Source organism: Cellulomonas sp. NPDC058312, assembly GCF_042880135.1.
GTDB lineage: Bacteria > Actinomycetota > Actinomycetes > Actinomycetales > Cellulomonadaceae > Cellulomonas.
The window spans coordinates 296,063-311,636 of the sequence record NZ_JBHVZE010000003.1; the positions used below are offsets into that span (position 1 = coordinate 296,063).

The following is a 15,574-nucleotide window of genomic DNA, read 5'->3' on the forward strand; positions in this document are numbered from 1 at the left end:
GTAAAAGCGGTTTGACGATGGCGCCAACCGGTTTGACGCGGGCTGTGGACGACGGCTGGACGACGGCCGGACGACGGTGCGACGGCGGCTGGACGACCGCCCGGCGCCTACGCTGGCCCGATGGCCCACCTGCTCGGCGGCGAAGCGCTGCACCTGTCCTTCCCCACCAAGAACGTCTTCGACTCGGTGACCGTGGGCCTCAACGAGGGCGACCGCGTGGGCGTGGTCGGCCGCAACGGCGACGGCAAGTCCTCGCTGCTGGCACTGCTCGCCGGGCGCCTCACCCCGGACACCGGCCGCGTGACCGTCCGCGGCGGCGTGCGGATCGGCGTGCTCGACCAGACCGACACCCTCGACCCGGCGCTCACCGTCGGCGCCGCCGTCGTGGGCGACCGCGCCGAGCACGAGTGGGCCGGCGACCCGAAGGTCCGCGACGTGGTGTCCGGCCTGGTCGGCGACCTGCCGTGGGACAAGCTCGTCGGCGACCTGTCGGGCGGCCAGCGGCGCCGCGTCGCGCTGGCCGCGCTGCTCGCCGGGGACGACGACGTGCTCATGCTCGACGAGCCCACCAACCACCTCGACGTCGAGGCCGTGACCTGGCTCGCCCGGCACCTGAACCGCCGCTGGTCGTCGAACGCCGGCGGGCTGCTGGTCGTCACCCACGACCGGTGGTTCCTCGACGAGGTCTGCACCGCCACCTGGGAGGTGCACGACGGGATCGTCGAGCCGTTCGAGGGCGGGTACGCCGCGTACGTGCTCCAGCGCGTCGAGCGGGACCGGATGGCCGCCGCCTCGGAGGCCAAGCGGCAGAACCTCATGCGCAAGGAGCTCGCCTGGCTGCGCCGCGGCGCCCCCGCCCGCACGTCCAAGCCGAAGTTCCGGATCGACGCCGCGAACCAGCTCATCGAGGACGAGCCCCCGGTGCGCAACCCCGTCGAGCTGTCCCGGATGGCCACCGCGCGCCTCGGCAAGGACGTCGTCGACATCGAGGACGTCTCCGTGTCGTACGGCGACCACCAGGTGCTGCGCGACGTGACCTGGCGGATCGCCCCGGGCGAGCGGACCGGCGTGCTCGGGACCAACGGCGCCGGCAAGTCGACGCTGCTCGGCCTGGTCACCGGGGCGGTCACCGCCACCTCGGGCCGGGTGAAGCGCGGCAAGACGATCAAGGTCGCGACCCTCACCCAGGAGCTCGCGGAGCTCGTCGAGATCGCCGACGACCGGGTCAACGACGTCGTCGCCCGCTACCGCACCTCGTACGTGGCCGGCGGCAAGGAGATGACCCCCGGCCAGCTGCTGGAGCGCCTCGGCTTCACGGCCGTGCAGCTGCAGACCCCCGTCAAGGACCTGTCCGGCGGGCAGCGGCGCCGGCTGCAGCTGCTGCTGATCCTGCTCGACGAGCCGAACGTGCTGGTGCTGGACGAGCCGTCCAACGACCTCGACACCGACATGCTCGCGGCGATGGAGGACCTGCTCGACACCTGGCCCGGCACGCTGCTGGTCGTGTCGCACGACCGCTACCTGCTGGAGCGGGTCACCGACCAGCAGTACGCGGTGCTCGACGGGCACCTGCGGCACGTGCCCGGCGGCGTCGACGAGTACCTGCGGCTGCTGGAGCGGTCCCGGGCCGGCGCGGGGGCGACGACCACGGGCGCCCCGACGGAGGCCACCGGCGGCGCGGGCGCGTCCGCGACCACCGGTCTCGACGGCGCGGAGCTGCGCGCCGCCAAGAAGGAGCTCGGCGCCCTCGAGCGGCGGATCGCGAAGATCACCGGCCAGATCGAGACGCTCGACAAGAAGATGACCGAGCACGACCCCGCCGACTACGGCGGCCTGACGGCGCTCGGCGAGGAGAAGCGCGCCCGCGAGGCGGAGGTCGCCGAGGTCGAGGAGCGGTGGATGGCGCTGGCGGAGGTCCTGGAGGGCTGACCTCGGCGAATGTCGTGCGGCATTCACGGCGCTTGTCCGAGAATGTCCTCGTGGGTCACGGGTCGAGCGGTGGACGCATTCTCGCGATTCACCCGTCCGGGGGTATGGTCCCGCTCGATCCGACCCCCGCCAGACAGGACGACCCGTGCCCGGAACCACCGCACCGACCGAGGACGACCAGCTCCAGCGCGGCCTGACGAACCGCCACATCCAGCTCATCGCGATCGGCGGCGCCATCGGCACCGGCCTGTTCCTGGGCTCCGGGCGGACGATCTCGCTCGCCGGCCCGTCGGTGCTGCTGGTCTACGCGGTCATCGGCTTCATGCTGTTCTTCGTCATGCGGGCGATGGGCGAGATGCTCCTGTCGAACCTCGAGTACAAGTCGTTCCGCGACATGGCCGGCGACGTCCTCGGGCCGTGGGCCGGGTTCGTCACCGGCTGGACGTACTGGTTCTCCTGGATCGTCACCGGCATCGCCGACGTCGTGGCCGTCGCCGGGTACGTCGACTACTTCGCGCCCGACCTGCCGCAGTGGGTGCCCGCGCTCGGGCTCGTCGCGCTGCTGCTCACGCTCAACCTCGTCGCCGTCCGGCTGTTCGGGGAGCTCGAGTTCTGGTTCGCGATCATCAAGATCGTCGCGATCGTGGCGCTGGTCGTCACCGGCGTCGTGCTCATCGCGACGGCGTACCGCGGGGCCGACGGCGTCCAGGCGTCGCTCACCCACCTCTACGCCGACGGCGGCCTGTTCCCGCACGGCTTCACCGGGTTCCTCGCCGGGTTCCAGATCGCGATCTTCGGGTTCGCCGGCATGGAGCTCGTCGGCACCGCCGCCGCCGAGACCCGCGACCCCGAGACGACCCTCCCCCGGGCGATCAACGCGATCCCGCTGCGGGTCGGCCTGTTCTACATCGGCGCGCTGCTCGTCATCATGGCGGTCACCCCCTGGCGGCAGATCAGCCCGGAGGTCAGCCCGTTCGTCGAGATGTTCGCGCTGGTCGGCCTGCCCGCCGCGGCGGGCGTCATCAACCTCGTCGTGCTGACCTCGGCGGCGTCGTCGGCGAACAGCGGCATCTTCTCCACCTCGCGGATGCTCTACGGGCTCGCGCACGACGGCGTCGCCCCGCGGTCCTTCCGGCTGCTGTCGAAGCACCACGTCCCCGCCCGCGGGCTGCTGTTCTCCTGCGCGTGCCTCGTGCCCGCCGTCGCGCTGCTGTACGCAGGGCGGTCCGTGATCGAGGCGTTCACGCTGGTCACGAGCGTCGCGACCCTGCTCTACCTGGTGGTCTGGACGATGATCCTGCTGTCCTACCTGGCGTACCGCCGGAAGTACCCCGAGCGGCACGCGGCGACCCGGTTCGGCATGCCCGGCGGGCGGGTCATGTGCTGGGTGGTGCTGACGTTCTTCGCCTCGATGGTGGTGGTGCTCGCGCTCGAGCCCGACACCCGGGCGGCGCTGCTCGTCACGCCGGTGTGGTTCGGGGCGCTCGCCGTGGCGTGGCTGGTGCTGCGGCGGCACGGCGGCGCGGGCCCCGCAGGTGCGGTCCCCGGCGGTGCGCCCACCAGCAGCGCCGCTCCGGCCGGCGCGTCGGACCCCACGGGCGAGGCGGACGAGCGGGAGCCGGTGACCGTCGCGCCCTGACCACGGGCAGGCGCCGAACCCTCCACAGGCACCCGCGGCGCGCGTCGTCCCCAGGAACGGCCCGATCCCGTGGGGCGTCCGGACCCCTCGTGCCTAGCGTCCTCGCATGACGGAGACGGACTGGCTGGACGCGCTGGCCCGGCTGGGCCCCGCCGCCACGGGCGTCGCGGCCCTCGTCGCGCTGGCCGTGGGCATCGCGACGGTGCGGCAGCGGGACCGGGCCGACCAGCGCGACCAGTGGTGGGCGCGGGCGCGGTGGGCGCTGGACCTCACCGCGTCCACCGACTTCGTCGTGGCCGCGCGCGGGTGGGCCGTCCTGGACCACCTGTACGTGAGCGCCCTCGCCTCCGAGGACGAGCGCGAGCTGCTCCGCGCGGTCGGGAAGCTGGGGTTGATGCGCGCCCGCCGCCCCAGCCACGATGACCGGGGCGGGCAGCGAGACGACGAGAGAGAGGTGCCCGGTGGACCGGATCGAGCAGGAGTTCGAGGACAACCGCCGCCGACGGGAGCTGGTCCAGAGGGACCCGATGGTGCAGCAGGCGGTGGCGCGGTTCATGGTCACCGCGGACGCGGGGCTCGGCATCCGGACCCCCCAGTGGGTCAGGGACCTCGCTGAGTCGGGTCCGGCGTACGACGACGACACCTACCCCTGAGCCCTCACTAGGATCGACGCCATGTCCCGCATCCTCAGCGCCGTCGCCTGGCCCTACGCCAACGGCCCGCGCCACATCGGTCACGTCGCCGGCTTCGGCGTCCCCTCCGACGTCTTCAGCCGCTACATGCGGATGGCGGGCCACGACGTGCTCATGGTGTCCGGCACCGACGAGCACGGGACGCCGATCCTCGTGCAGGCCGAGCAGGAGGGCGTCAGCCCGCAGGAGCTCGCCGACCGGTACAACCGGGTCATCGTCGAGGACCTCGCGCAGCTGGGTCTGAGCTACGACCTGTTCACCCGGACCACCACCCGCAACCACTACGCCGTGGTGCAGGAGATGTTCCGCACGGTGCACAAGAACGGCTACATGGTCGAGCGGACGACCATGAACGCCATCAGCCCGTCGACGGGCCGCACGCTGCCCGACCGCTACATCGAGGGCACCTGCCCGATCTGCGGCTACGACGGCGCGCGCGGCGACCAGTGCGACAACTGCGGCAACCAGCTCGACGCGATCGACCTCAAGAACCCCCGCTCGCGGATCAACGGCGAGACCCCGAAGTTCGTCGAGTCGAACCACTTCTTCCTGGACCTGCCGGCGTTCGTCGACGCGCTCGGCGACTGGCTGCGCACCCGGACCGAGTGGCGGCCGAACGTCCTGAAGTTCTCGCTCAACCTGCTGGACGACGTGCGCCCGCGCGCCATGTCCCGCGACATCGACTGGGGCATCCCGATCCCGCTCGAGGGCTGGGAGGACAACCCGTCCAAGCGGCTCTACGTGTGGTTCGACGCCGTGATCGGCTACCTGTCCGCGTCGATCGAGTGGGCGCGCCGCTCGGGCGACCCGGAGGCGTGGCGGCAGTTCTGGACGGATCCCGAGTCGCTGTCCTACTACTTCATGGGCAAGGACAACATCACCTTCCACTCGCAGATCTGGCCGGCCGAGCTCCTCGGCTACGCCGGCGGCGGGTCGAAGGGCGGCGAGCCGGGCGCGTTCGGGCGGCTGAACCTGCCGACCGAGGTCGTGTCGTCCGAGTTCCTCACGATGGAGGGCAAGCAGTTCTCGTCCTCGCGCGGCGTCGTGATCTACGTCCGCGACATGCTGAGCCGCTACCAGCCGGACGCGCTGCGGTACTACATCTCCACCGCCGGGCCGGAGGCGCAGGACGCCGACTTCACCTGGGCGGACTTCAAGCGCCGCACCAACGACGAGCTCGTCGCGGGCTGGGGCAACCTGGTCAACCGCACCGCGAGCATGATCCACAAGAACGTGGGCGCGATCCCCGAGGCCGGGCAGCGGTTCCCCGTGGACGAGGCGCTGCTCGCGCAGACCACCACCGCGTTCGGCCGGGTCGGCGAGCTGATCGGCAAGCACCGGCACCGCGCCGCGATCGGCGAGGCGATGCGCGTCGTCGGCGAGGCCAACCGGTACATCTCCGAGACCGAGCCGTGGAAGCTCAAGACCGACCCGGAGCGCCTGGGCACCGTCCTGCACACCGCGGCGCAGGCCGTGAGCGACTGCAACACGATGCTGTCGCCGTTCCTGCCGCACTCCGCGCAGGCCGTGCACGAGGCGTTCGGCGGCACCGGCACGTTCTCGCCGCTGCCCCGGATCGACGAGGTCACCGACCTCGACGACCCGTCGCGGCGCTACCCGGTCATCACCGGCGACTACCGCCGCGGGGAGACGCTGCCGGTGTGGCAGCCCCGCGCGGTCGTCCCGGGCACGCCGGTCGAGAAGCCGACGCCCGTGTTCACCAAGCTCGACGACGACATGGTCGAGACCGAGCTCGAGCGCCTGCGGCAGGGCTGAGTGGGCCGGTCCCGCAACCGCCCGCGCGGCTGGGCCCCGTCGCCGGAGCCGCTGCCGGTCCCGGTGGTCGACGACCACACGCACCTCGAGTCCGTGCTGGCCGTCACCGCCGAGGCCGGCACGGACGCCGGCGACGAGCCCGCGCCGGTCACGCTCGACGACCACCTGGACCGGGCCGCCGCGGTCGGCGTGCCGCGGATGGTGCAGGTCGGCTGCGACCTGGACGCCGTGGCGTGGACCGACGCGGTGCTGCGCGTCGACGCCGGGGAGCCCGACGCCGTCGCGCCGGTGCCCCTGCGTCGCGGGCGGCGCGCGCTGCTCGGTGCCGTCGCGATCCACCCGAACGAGGCCGTGCTGCACGCCGGCGTGCACGAGGTCGCAGCCGACGGGCTCGAGCCGGACCCGCAGCCGCGGCACGACGTGTCCCTGGATGACGCCCTGGCCCGGGTCGCCGCCGTCGCGCGGGCCAACGACCGGGTCCGGGCCGTCGGCGAGACCGGGCTCGACTTCTTCCGCGCCGGCCCACGGGGTCGCGCGGTGCAGCGCGAGGCGTTCCGCGCGCACGTCGCGCTCGCCAAGGAGCTCGGGCTCGCCCTGCAGATCCACGACCGCGACGCGCACGACGACGTGGTGGACGTGCTGCTGCGCGACGGGGCCCCCGAGCGCACGGTGTTCCACTGCTTCTCCGGCGGGGCCGCGCTCGCGGAGGTGTGCGCGCGCGAGGGCTGGTTCGCGTCGTTCGCCGGCCCGGTGGGCTACCCCGCGAACGCCGACCTGCGCGCCGCCCTGCGCGTGCTGCCGCTGGACCAGGTGCTCGTCGAGACCGACGCGCCGTACCTGACCCCGCACCCCCTGCGCGGCCGCCCGAACGCCCCGTACCTGCTCCCGCACACCGTCCGGGCCCTGGCCGCGGAGCGCGACCTCGACCTCGCGGACCTGTGCACCACCCTGTCCACGACCACCACCCGCGTCTACGGCGCCTGGTGACTCCCCCGGTGCCGGACGAGTGGTCACGACTCGCTGGCGCGACGGGCGCGGGACCGGCGTGTCGTGACCTCTCGTGCACCCGCTCGGTCGCGGGCGGGTGGTTTCCCTCGGGGGCGGTTCCGGGCGGGGTCACGAATCGGTTACGGTCGGGGGGTTGTCCGGTGCGGACCCCTCCCCTGCGCCGACCCGACCCCGCTGGAGCCCCCGCGTGCCTGCCCCCGAGCCCTCGCCCGGTGACCTCGACCCCCGCCCCGCCGCGGCGACCCGTCGACGGCGCCTGACGAAGCTCGGCGCCCAGGGCCTGGCGCTCGTGCTCGTGGCCGGTGCGACCACCGCGTTCGCCGGGCTGCACAAGACCGTGACGGTCGAGGTCGACGGGTCCCCGGTGCAGGTGACCGCGTTCGGGCGGACCGTCGGGCAGGTGCTGGCGGCGGGTGACATCGAGGTCGGCCAGGACGACCTGGTGGCCCCGGGGCTCACCGAGACGGTCGGCGACGGCGGTCAGATCGTCGTGCGGCACGGCCGGGAGCTCGCCGTCGAGGTCGACGGCGAGGAGCGGACGGTCTGGACGACGGCGCTCACGGTCGGCGAGGCCGTCGAGGGTCTGGGGCTCCGGGACGACGAGACCCTGCTGTCCGCGTCCCGGTCCGCCTCCCTCACCCGCGACGACGTGCTCCGCGTCTCGACCCAGAAGACCCTGCACCTCGCCGTCGACGGGCAGGTGATCGACGGGCTGACCAGCGCCGCGACGGTCCGCGACGCCCTGCGGGAGATCGGGCTCGTGCTCAACGAGGGCGACCGCGTGTCGGTCCCGCTCGACGCCACCACCACCGACGGGCTGGTGGTGCTGGTGACCCGCGCCGCGACCGCCGGCGAGACGGTCACCGAGGTCGTGCCGTTCGAGGAGCAGGAGGTCGAGGACCCCACGCTCGTCACCGGCACCCGGGTCGTCGGCACCAAGGGCCGGGCGGGTGTCCGCACCACGACGTACAGCACCGCGACCGTCGGCGGCGCGGTGGTCGACCGGCAGGTCGTCGCCTCGGCCGTGACCGTCGAGCCGGTGACGCAGATCATCAAGGTCGGCACCAAGGAGGTCGCCGCGGGCGTGGACATCACCGTGTCCCCCGGCAGCGCCCAGGAGCTCGGCAAGCAGATGGCCGCCGAGCGCGGCTGGGGCGACGACCAGTTCGCCTGCCTGCTGCAGCTCTGGAACAAGGAGAGCGGCTGGCGCGTGGACGCCGAGAACACGTCCTCCGGCGCCTACGGCATCCCGCAGTCGCTCCCGGGCTCGAAGATGGCGAGCGTCGCCGCGGACTGGCGCACCAACCCCGCGACCCAGATCACCTGGGGCATGAACTACATCGCCGGGCGGTACACGAACCCCTGCGGCGCCTGGTCGGCCTCGCAGGCCAAGGGCTGGTACTGAGCCGGAGCCCTCACCAGGGCCGACACCGGACCGCTTGGCAGAGGGTCACGAATAGGTTACGGTCGCGTGTCGTCCGTGACAGACCGGAGTCCCTCCGCCTCGACCGGGCCGACACCCGCGCACCGCGCGGGGGCATGACCGCCGGATCGGGGATCCGGGACCGTCGGGCACCGCACCTCCCTCCGGGTGCGAGCGCCGCGCGGGGCCGTTCGCGGCCCGGCACCGACGGGCGCCGCCACGGCAGCGCGACCCGCACCCCGTGCCCGGGACCGTCGTCGTCTGGAACCACGTGACCTCCTCCTTCCGTGGCGCCCGTGCGCGCCTCGCCGCCGTGCCCGCCTCCCTGCGCACCCGCATCGTCCGCAACACCTCCGACGCCCCCGCGACCGAGGACTCCCGTCCCCGCCGGTCCCGCCGTGGCCGGGTCCGCCTGATCGCGGCCGCCACCGCCGTCGTCGTGCTGGCCAGCGGCGGCGTCGCCGTCGCCGACGCCCACAAGACCGTGACGCTCGACGTCGACGGCGTGCAGACCACCGTCTCCACGTTCTCCGGCAGCGTCGAGGGCCTCCTCGCCGAGCAGGACCTCGAGCTGGGCGCGCGCGACACCGTGTCCCCCGCGGGCGCGCTGCAGGACGGCGTCGACGTGGTCGTGCGGTACGCGCACCAGGTGACCATCGAGGCCGACGGCGCGCAGGAGACGGTCTGGACGACCGCCCTCACCGCCGACGAGGCGCTCGAGATGCTCGCCACCCGGGGCGACGACGTCCGCCTGGTCGCCTCGCGGTCCGCCGCCGGCGGCCGTCCCGACCTCGCGCTGGACCTGACCCTCGACGGCCCCGCGGCCGTGCAGGTCGACGGCCAGACGCTGACCGTCCCGGACGGCAGCACCACGGTCGCCGACGCGCTCGACGCCCTCGGCATCGAGCTCGGCGCCCTCGACCGCGTGAGCGTGCAGAACGCCGGCTCGCAGGTCACCGTCGTCGTGAACCGCGTCCTGGTCCAGGACGTGACCACCACGCACGAGGTGCCGTTCAACGCCGTCGAGCAGGAGGACGCGTCGATCTACGTCGGCACCTCCAAGGTCACCACCGCGGGCGTCCCCGGCGTGCGCACCGTCGTCGAGCGGGTCACCACCGTCGACGGCGTCGAGACCGCCCGCGAGGCCGTGTCCGACGCGGTCACCCAGGGCCCGGTCGACCAGGTGACGAACGTCGGCACCAAGAAGAAGCCGGTCGCGCAGTCCGCCCCGGCGACCTCCGGCACGTCCACCCCCGCGGTCGGCGGCGGCGACGCGGCGGGCCTGAACTGGGCCGCCCTCGCGGCCTGCGAGTCCGGCGGCCGGGCGAACGCGGTCTCCGCGTCCGGCAAGTACCACGGCCTGTACCAGTTCTCGGTGAGCACGTGGGCGGCGGTCGGCGGCGCCGGCCTCCCCTCGGAGGCGTCCGCCGAGGAGCAGACCGCCCGCGCGCAGGCGCTGTACAACCGCTCCGGCGCCGGCCAGTGGCCGCACTGCGGCCCGAAGCTGTTCAGCTGAGGCGCGAGGACGCCGCGGCGGGCCGGTAGGCTCGCCCGCATGTCCTCCAGCACCGGCCCCGTCGCACCCGCGGCGGGGCCGTTGCTCGGTCCGGCCGAGATCCGCGCGCTCGCCGAGCGCGCCGGCATCCGCCCGACCAAGACGCTCGGGCAGAACTTCGTGCTCGACGGCGGCACCGTGCGCAAGATCGTGCGGCAGGCCGACGTGGTGCGCGGCGAGCGCGTGGTCGAGGTCGGACCCGGCCTGGGGTCGCTGACCCTCGGGCTGCTCGAGGCCGGCGCGGACGTCGTGGCGGTCGAGATCGACCCGGTGCTGGGCACCCTGCTCCCCGAGACCGTCCGCCGGCACGTGCCCGGCGCGGTCGTGGACGTCGTCGACCTGCCCGACGTGGTCCCCGGCCCGGACACCGGCGCCGGTGCACCGGAGCACCCGTCGCTGACCGTCGTCCGCGGCGACGCCCTCGACGTGCGCGCGCTGCCCGGCCGCGCACCGACCGCCCTGGTCGCGAACCTCCCGTACAACGTGTCCGTCCCGGTGCTGCTGACGTTCCTGGAGCGGTTCCCGACGCTGGAGCGGGTGCTCGTGATGGTGCAGGCCGAGGTCGCCGACCGGCTGGCTGCCCCGCCCGGGAGCCGCACCTACGGGGTGCCGTCCGCGAAGGTCGCCTGGTACGCGTCGGCCCGGCGCACCGCCACCGTCGGCCGGAACGTGTTCTGGCCCGCGCCGAACGTCGACTCCGCGCTGGTCCGGATGGACCGCCGACCCGCACCCGTGACGTCCGCGACCCGCGAGGAGGTGTTCGCCGTGGTCGACGCGGCATTCTCCCAGCGGCGCAAGATGCTGCGCTCCGCGCTGGCGTCGCTCGCGGGCGGCTCCGAGGCGGCGGTCCGGGCGATCGCCGCGGCCGGCGTCGACCCGCAGGCCCGCGGGGAGGCGCTCGACGTGACCGCGCTGGCGCGGGTGGCCGAGCAGCTGCGCGCTCCCGCCTGAACCCCGCGCGCACCCCGACCGAGCCCCGCCCGTACCCCGCGGCACGCACCGGCCCGCCGACCTCGCGACGCCCGCGCCCGGACCTGGCACAGTGGGTGCCGTGACCGACCTGCGCCTCGCCCCCCGTACCGGCCGTGAGGTCCGCGTCCGGGCCCCGGGCAAGGTGAACCTGTCGCTGCGTGTCGGCGCCCGCCGCCCTGACGGCTACCACCCCGTCGCCACCGTGTTCCAGGCCGTGTCGGTCTACGAGGACGTCGTCGCCCGCGCGTCGGACGACCTGCGCGTCACCGTCACGGGACCGCAGGCCCACCTGGTGCCCACCGACGGCTCGAACCTCGCCCTGCGCGCCGCCCGCGCACTGGCCGCCCGCACCGGCGTGGACGACGGCGTGCACCTGGAGCTGCACAAGGGCGTCCCGGTCGCCGGGGGCATGGCGGGCGGCTCGGCGGACGCCGCGGCCGCGCTGCTGGCGTGCGACGCGTTCTGGGGCACCGGGCTGCCGCGCGAGGAGCTGCACGAGATCGCCGCCGAGCTCGGCTCCGACGTCCCGTTCCTGCTGATGGGCCAGACCGCGGTCGGGTCCGGGCGGGGCGACCTGCTGACGGCCGCGCTGAGCCGCGGCGAGTACCACTGGGCGTTCGGCGTCCGGGACCACGGCCTGTCGACCCCCGAGGTGTACTCGGAGCTGGACGCCCTGGGCGCGACCCGGGAGCCCGTCGACACCGACGACGACGTCCCGCTGCTGCACGCGCTGCGGGCCGGGGACGCCCCCGCCGTCGGCGCGCTGCTGCACAACGACCTGCAGGCCGCCGCCCTGGAGCTCGCGCCCGGCCTCGTGGAGACGCTGGCCGTCGCGGAGGACGCCGGCGCGCTGGGCGTGGTCGTGTCGGGCTCGGGCCCGACCGTCGCCGCGCTCGCCCGCAGCCGGCAGCACGCCCTGGTGATCGCCGCCGCGATGACCGCCGCGGGCGTCGCGGACTCGGTGCTGACCGCCTCCGGGCCGGTGCCCGGCGCGCGGGTCGTCGCCGGGTCCGACATCCTCTGAGCGGTCAGCCGCGGTCGCGGGTGACCGAGCCCGACCCGTCGACGTCGCTGGTGACGTCGGGATCGCCCGGGTAGGTCACCGAGCCGGAGCCGCCGATCCGCACGTCCAGCCGGCGGGTGGCGTCGACGCCGATGTCGCCCGAGCCCTCGATGGACACCTCGGCGTCCTCGACGCGCAGCCGGTCGGCGTCGACGTCCCCCGAGCCCTCGATCGCGAGCCGCGCGGTGCCGGACCGGCCGCTGAGCGTGATCCCGCCCGAACCCTCGATCACCGCGTCGACCTCGTCGGCGTCGACCCCGTCGAGGTCGATGTCGCCCGAGCCCTCCAGCAGCACGGTGAGCGTCGAGCCGGTGACGTCCGCACCCTCGACGTCGCCCGAGCCGGACACGACGACCCGGGTGAGCTCGCTGACGACCAGCTCGTACCGCACGTCGCCCATCCTGCTGAAGCCGAACGTCGACCGGGAGTCGAGCTCCAGGACCCCGTCGCGGACCCGGGTGGTCAGGCGGTCCTGGGTGCCCTCCGGGGCGGTGACCGTCAGCGACGGGGTGTCGCCGCGCCGCACCACGAGGTCGCCCGACGTCGCGAGGTCCACCGCGGTGACGTCCTCGATCTCCACGTCCCGGGTGACCACCGGACCCGAGTCGTGCATGGAGCACCCGGTGAGACCGAGCGCCAGACCGACGCCGAGCGCCCCCGCTGCTGCCGCCGTCGTCGCGCGCCGTGCCATCGTCGTTCTCCTCGTCCCGGGCGCAGGGCCGTCCCCGCGTCTGCACCCAGGCTCCCAGGCCGCGGGGGTGCGGGGGCATCCGGCACCCCCCTGAGCCGACCCTGAGGACGACCCCCGGTCCCGCGTGGCCCCGGCCCCGCTCAGGCGAGCCGGGTCAGCCCCTTGCGCAGCCCCCGCACGGCCTGGGCGATCCGCTGCTCGTTCTCGATGAGCGCGAACCGCACGTGGCCGTCGCCCCCGGGCCCGAACCCGACGCCCGGCGAGACCGCGACGTCGCAGTCCCGCACCAGCATCTCGGCGAACTCGATCGAGCCCATCTCGCGGTAGGGCTCGGGGATCCGCGCCCAGGCGAACATCGTGCCGCGCGGGCGCAGGATGTCCCACCCGATCCGGGCGAGGCCGTCGACGAGCGCGTTGCGCCGGCTCTCGTAGACGGCGCTGAGCTCGGCGGGGTAGTCCTGGGCCTCGTTCAGCGTCACCGTCGCGGCGATCTGGATCGGCTGGAACGTCCCGTAGTCCAGGTAGGACTTGAGCTTGGCGAGCGCGCCGACCACGTCCGGGCGGCCGACCAGGAACGCCACCCGCCAGCCCGCCATCGAGTACGACTTGGTCATCGAGTACAGCTCGACCGCGACCTCCGTCGCCCCGGTGCACTGCATGATCGACGGCGGCGTCCACCCGTCGAAGCACATGTCCGCGTAGGCCAGGTCGTGCACGAGCACCACGTCCCGCTCCCGGGCCCAGTCCACGAGCCGCTGCAGGTCGTGCAGCTCGATGGTCGTGGTCGTCGGGTTGTGCGGGAACGACAGCACCACGACCCGGGGCTTCGGCCAGCCCAGGTCCCACGCCTCCATCACCCGGTCCACGTACCCGGCGCCGTCGGTGCCGTCGCCGATCGGCACCTGCCGCGCGTCCGCCCCCGCGAAGTACGGGCCCCAGATGTGGATCGGGTACGACGGCGTCGGCACGATCGCCGCGTCACCGGGCTGGAGCAGCACCCACATGAGGTGGCTGAACCCCTCCTTGGCGCCGATGGTCGAGATGACCTGCGTCTCGGGGTCCAGCGTCACCCCGAACCGGCGCAGGTAGTGGTCGGCGACCGCCTGCCGGAGCTTGGGGATGCCCCGCGACGCGGAGTACCGGTGGTTGCGGGTGTTCTGCGCCGCCTCGGCGAGCTTGTCGACGGCGATCTGCGGGCTCGGCAGGTCGGGATTCCCGAACCCGAGGTCGACGACGTCGCGGCCGGCGCGGCGCGCCTCGACCTTGAGCGTGTCGATGATCGTGAACACGTACGGCGGCAGGCCGGGGATGCGGCGGAACTCCATGTCGACACGCTAGTGCGCGTGCCGGTGCGGGTGCCGCTCGCCGCGCGCGGCGACGCGCAGGCGCCGCTCGATCTCGCGGGCGACCTCGCCCGCGGTCATGCCGTCGGTGAGCGTGCGCATCGTCGCCACGGACTCGTAGGTCTCGCGCCGCTCGCGCATGATGTCGATCCACCGCTGCCGCGGGTCGCCCATCAGCAGGGGGCGCGACTCGTCCAGGCCCACGCGCGGCGCGGCGTACGCGATGCTCACGTCCAGGAACACCACGACGCCGCCCCCGGCGACGTAGTCGGCCAGCTCGGCCTGGGTGTCGGCCCGCAGCACGGCGCCCCCGCCGAGCGCGAGGACCCCGCGGTGCTCGGCGAGCGCCGCGGCGACGGCCTCGTGCTCCAGCCGGCGGAACGCGTCCTCGCCCTGGTTCCGGAAGATGTCGGGGATCGGGGCGCCCGCGCGCTGCTCCACGTCCTGGTCGGTGTCCCGCAGCTCGACGCCCCAGCGCCGGCCGAGCGCGTGCCCCACCGAGGTCTTGCCCGCGCCCATCGGGCCGCACAGGACGGCGAGCGGGCCGCGCTCCGGCGCGGGCGGACGTCCGGGTGCGCCGGAGGAGGCGGGTGCGGGGCGGGTCGACATCGGGGTCCTCCAGGGCGGGGCGGGCGGGCGGACGCGGTTCCGCGCCGGAGCGTACCAAGTGGTTCATACTGTCCGGGCCCGCGCACCGCACCGCGGACGGCCACCGCCCGGGCACCCCGACGCCCGCGCGCCCGCGCGGCCCGACCAGAAGGCCCGCCATGCCGCAGCCGCCCACCGCCGACGACCGGACCCGCCCCGGCACCCGCCGCGACCCCGAGGGGACCCGCCGCAGCATCCTCGAGGCCGCGGTCGACGAGTTCTCCGCCCACGGGCTGGCGGGCGGCCGCGTCGACGCGATCGCGGAGCGGACCCGCACCACCAAGCGGATGATCTACTACTACTTCCGCAGCAAGGAGGAGCTCTACGCCGCGGCGCTCGTCGAGTCCTACCGGCGCATCCGGGACACCGAGTCCGCGCTGCACCTGGACGAGCACGACCCCGAGACGGCGCTGCGCCTGCTGGTCCGGTCCAACGTGGCGCACCACGAGCAGAACCCGGCGTTCGTGCGGCTGGTCGTGTTCGAGAACCTGCTGCCCGCGGGCGCCGTGCACCTGATGTCCGCCGAGGTGCGGGCCGCGAACCGGTCCGCGCTGGACATCATCGACGACATCCTGCGGCGCGGGCGGGAGCAGGGGGTGTTCCGCGCGGGGCCGGACGCCCCGACGGCGCTCGACGTGCAGGAGGTCGTCTCGGGTCTGGCGTTCCAGCGGGTGTCGAACCGGGCGACGTTCCGGGAGCTCTTCGGTCGGGACATGCTCGGCGAGCAGGAGTCCCCGCACGTGCGGCGGATGATCGAGGACGTGGTGCTGCGGTTCGTGCTGGCGGCGCCGCCGGACTGACGCGGGGCCGCCGGACCGACGCGGGGCCCTTGGTC

General features: G+C 74.3%; 13 protein-coding genes. 10 read left to right on the forward strand and 3 right to left on the reverse strand.

Features of this window, described 5'->3' with window-relative positions:
• Window positions 1–120: 120 nt before the first annotated feature.
• The 9 genes from ACFVXN_RS10275 to ACFVXN_RS10315 all read left to right on the forward strand — a co-directional run bounded on the left by ACFVXN_RS10275 (window position 121) and on the right by ACFVXN_RS10315 (window position 12,018).
• Complete coding sequence (locus tag ACFVXN_RS10275; RefSeq protein ID WP_389231313.1) at window positions 121–1,929, forward strand: ABC-F family ATP-binding cassette domain-containing protein; 1,809 nt, start codon at window positions 121–123, stop codon at window positions 1,927–1,929.
• A 145-nt stretch (window positions 1,930–2,074) separates the two neighbouring features.
• Window positions 2,075–3,568 (forward strand): D-serine/D-alanine/glycine transporter, encoded by a 1,494-nt coding sequence (gene cycA, locus ACFVXN_RS10280; protein ID WP_389231316.1) that lies wholly within the window; start codon window positions 2,075–2,077, stop codon window positions 3,566–3,568.
• A 461-nt stretch (window positions 3,569–4,029) separates the two neighbouring features.
• Complete coding sequence (locus ACFVXN_RS10285) at window positions 4,030–4,221, forward strand: hypothetical protein (RefSeq protein ID WP_389231319.1); 192 nt, start codon at window positions 4,030–4,032, stop codon at window positions 4,219–4,221.
• Window positions 4,222–4,242: 21 nt separating this feature from the next.
• A complete protein-coding gene (gene metG, locus ACFVXN_RS10290; RefSeq protein ID WP_389231323.1) occupies window positions 4,243–6,036 on the forward strand; it encodes a methionine--tRNA ligase in 1,794 nt (597 codons plus the stop codon).
• Window positions 6,037–7,023, forward strand: a complete 987-nt coding sequence (locus ACFVXN_RS10295; RefSeq protein WP_389231326.1) for a TatD family hydrolase — start codon at window positions 6,037–6,039, stop codon at window positions 7,021–7,023. It abuts the gene before it with no gap.
• A 208-nt stretch (window positions 7,024–7,231) separates the two neighbouring features.
• A complete protein-coding gene (locus ACFVXN_RS10300) occupies window positions 7,232–8,449 on the forward strand; it encodes a ubiquitin-like domain-containing protein (RefSeq protein ID WP_389231330.1) in 1,218 nt (405 codons plus the stop codon).
• Window positions 8,450–8,708: 259 nt separating this feature from the next.
• The gene (locus ACFVXN_RS10305) at window positions 8,709–9,983 is read left to right on the forward strand and encodes a ubiquitin-like domain-containing protein (protein ID WP_389231333.1); all 1,275 of its coding nucleotides are present in this window, start codon (window positions 8,709–8,711) and stop codon (window positions 9,981–9,983) included.
• A gap of 39 nt (window positions 9,984–10,022) precedes the next feature.
• Entirely contained in the window at window positions 10,023–10,973 is a 951-nt protein-coding gene (gene rsmA / locus ACFVXN_RS10310; RefSeq protein ID WP_389231336.1) for a 16S rRNA (adenine(1518)-N(6)/adenine(1519)-N(6))-dimethyltransferase RsmA, read from the forward strand.
• 100 nt (window positions 10,974–11,073) lie between these two features.
• On the forward strand, window positions 11,074–12,018 hold the full coding sequence (locus ACFVXN_RS10315; protein WP_389231338.1) for a 4-(cytidine 5'-diphospho)-2-C-methyl-D-erythritol kinase: 945 nt from the start codon (window positions 11,074–11,076) through the stop codon (window positions 12,016–12,018).
• 4 nt (window positions 12,019–12,022) lie between these two features.
• Here the strand turns inward: ACFVXN_RS10315 and ACFVXN_RS10320 are convergent, their stop codons facing one another.
• From ACFVXN_RS10320 to ACFVXN_RS10330, 3 genes are all read right to left on the reverse strand, one after another.
• The gene (locus tag ACFVXN_RS10320) at window positions 12,023–12,748 is read right to left on the reverse strand and encodes a head GIN domain-containing protein (protein ID WP_389231342.1); all 726 of its coding nucleotides are present in this window, start codon (window positions 12,746–12,748) and stop codon (window positions 12,023–12,025) included.
• 140 nt (window positions 12,749–12,888) lie between these two features.
• Entirely contained in the window at window positions 12,889–14,073 is a 1,185-nt protein-coding gene (locus ACFVXN_RS10325; RefSeq protein ID WP_389231345.1) for an aminotransferase class I/II-fold pyridoxal phosphate-dependent enzyme, read from the reverse strand.
• Between the two features lie 9 nt (window positions 14,074–14,082).
• Window positions 14,083–14,700, reverse strand: a complete 618-nt coding sequence (locus tag ACFVXN_RS10330) for a shikimate kinase (protein WP_389231348.1) — start codon at window positions 14,698–14,700, stop codon at window positions 14,083–14,085.
• Window positions 14,701–14,858: 158 nt separating this feature from the next.
• Here ACFVXN_RS10330 and ACFVXN_RS10335 point away from each other — a divergent pair, with 158 nt between their 5' ends.
• Window positions 14,859–15,539 carry a TetR/AcrR family transcriptional regulator gene (locus tag ACFVXN_RS10335; RefSeq protein WP_389231351.1) on the forward strand — a complete coding sequence of 227 codons (681 nt, stop codon included), beginning with the start codon at window positions 14,859–14,861 and terminating at the stop codon, window positions 15,537–15,539.
• Window positions 15,540–15,574 lie beyond the last annotated feature (35 nt).

What these genes read in the sequence shown, in the direction of transcription:
- ACFVXN_RS10275 (WP_389231313.1), top strand. Translation starts at nt 121, where the DNA reads ATGGCCCACCTGCTCGGCGGCGAAGCGCTGCACCTGTCCTTCCCCACC.
- metG (WP_389231323.1), top strand. Translation starts at nt 4,243, where the DNA reads ATGTCCCGCATCCTCAGCGCCGTCGCCTGGCCCTACGCCAACGGCCCG.
- rsmA (WP_389231336.1), top strand. Translation starts at nt 10,023, where the DNA reads ATGTCCTCCAGCACCGGCCCCGTCGCACCCGCGGCGGGGCCGTTGCTC.
- ACFVXN_RS10320 (WP_389231342.1), bottom strand. Translation starts at nt 12,748, where the DNA reads ATGGCACGGCGCGCGACGACGGCGGCAGCAGCGGGGGCGCTCGGCGTC.
- ACFVXN_RS10325 (WP_389231345.1), bottom strand. Translation starts at nt 14,073, where the DNA reads ATGGAGTTCCGCCGCATCCCCGGCCTGCCGCCGTACGTGTTCACGATC.
- ACFVXN_RS10330 (WP_389231348.1), bottom strand. Translation starts at nt 14,700, where the DNA reads ATGTCGACCCGCCCCGCACCCGCCTCCTCCGGCGCACCCGGACGTCCG.
- ACFVXN_RS10335 (WP_389231351.1), top strand. Translation starts at nt 14,859, where the DNA reads ATGCCGCAGCCGCCCACCGCCGACGACCGGACCCGCCCCGGCACCCGC.